Here is a 306-nt window from a genome sequence, read left to right as displayed (position 1 = left end):
GCTGGGCGGCGGACAGGATGCGGCCAGCACCGCCCTGCAGCAGAGCGGCCAGATCGCCCCCACCGTACGCGTGCGCCAGGGCGAACCGATCCGCGTGTTCACCGCGCGCGACCTCGATTTCAGCCAGGCGCCCCGTCTGTAAGTCATGGCCGCCGAAATCCTCCATATCGGTGCCGGTGTCGACGAGCTGGGCGCCGCCGAGCCCGATGCGCCCCGCATCGTCAGCGGCAGCGTCTATCTCGACGCATATCTCGCGCCGTTCCGCCACTGGCTGGAACGGGACACCGTGACGGAGATCATGGTCAA

The 306-nt window shown here is 68.6% G+C and carries 2 pseudogenes; both read left to right on the top strand.

Annotated features, from left to right (window positions below):
- A pseudogene (locus D5S08_RS17290) lies at positions 1 to 142 on the top strand (TrbI/VirB10 family protein); the annotation flags it as partial.
- 3 nt (positions 143 to 145) lie between these two features.
- Positions 146 to 306: pseudogene (locus D5S08_RS17285) on the top strand (P-type DNA transfer ATPase VirB11); the annotation flags it as partial.

It is taken from the genome of Croceibacterium ferulae, from assembly GCF_003660445.1.
In the GTDB taxonomy this organism is placed as follows: Bacteria; Pseudomonadota; Alphaproteobacteria; order Sphingomonadales; family Sphingomonadaceae; genus Croceibacterium; species Croceibacterium ferulae.
The sequence above is the reverse complement of the archived record's forward strand: the minus strand, read 5'-3'. Positions and strand labels throughout refer to the sequence as shown.